This is a genomic window from Kineococcus vitellinus (genome assembly GCF_009906315.1).
GTDB lineage: Bacteria > Actinomycetota > Actinomycetes > Actinomycetales > Kineococcaceae > Kineococcus > Kineococcus vitellinus.
The window spans coordinates 1-483 of record NZ_JAAALL010000656.1 but is presented as its reverse complement, the minus strand read 5'-3'; the positions used below and the strand labels follow the sequence as shown (position 1 = coordinate 483).

General features: G+C 78.5%; 1 protein-coding gene. It reads left to right on the top strand.

Translation table 11 applies throughout. From position 1 onward, the window contains the following. On the top strand, positions 1-483 hold a 483-nt coding region (locus tag GTQ99_RS23960), incomplete at both ends, for a TPM domain-containing protein (protein ID WP_166618110.1).

Here is a 483-nt window from a genome sequence, read left to right as displayed (position 1 = left end):
GGCGGGTGCCGCACCCGCCGCCGCCGAACCGCCCTCCCGGCTGGCCGGGCAGGTCACCGACACCGCCGGCGTGCTCTCCCCCGCCGACGAGCGGGCCGTCGAGCAGGCCCTGGAGCGCCTGCAGCAGGACGCGCAGGTGCAGCTGTGGGTCGTCTACGTCGGCTCCTTCGACGGCGCCGGCGCGCAGCGGTGGGCCGAGGACGCCGCCATCGCCTCCGACCTCGGCGTCGACGACGTCCTGCTCGCCGTGGCGGTGCAGGACCGCGCCTACTCCTACTCGGTCGACGAGGGCTTCCGCGTCGACGAGGCGGGCATGGAGCAGGTGGGCCGCGACACCGAGGACCGCCTCGCGCAGGACGCGTGGGCCGACGCGGCGGTGGCGGGCGCGGACTCCCTGCGCAGCGAGCTGGCGGGCGCGGGCTCGGGCTCGGGCTCGGGATCCGGCGCGGGGTTGGGCGCGGGGTCGGGCGCGGCGCTCGTCGT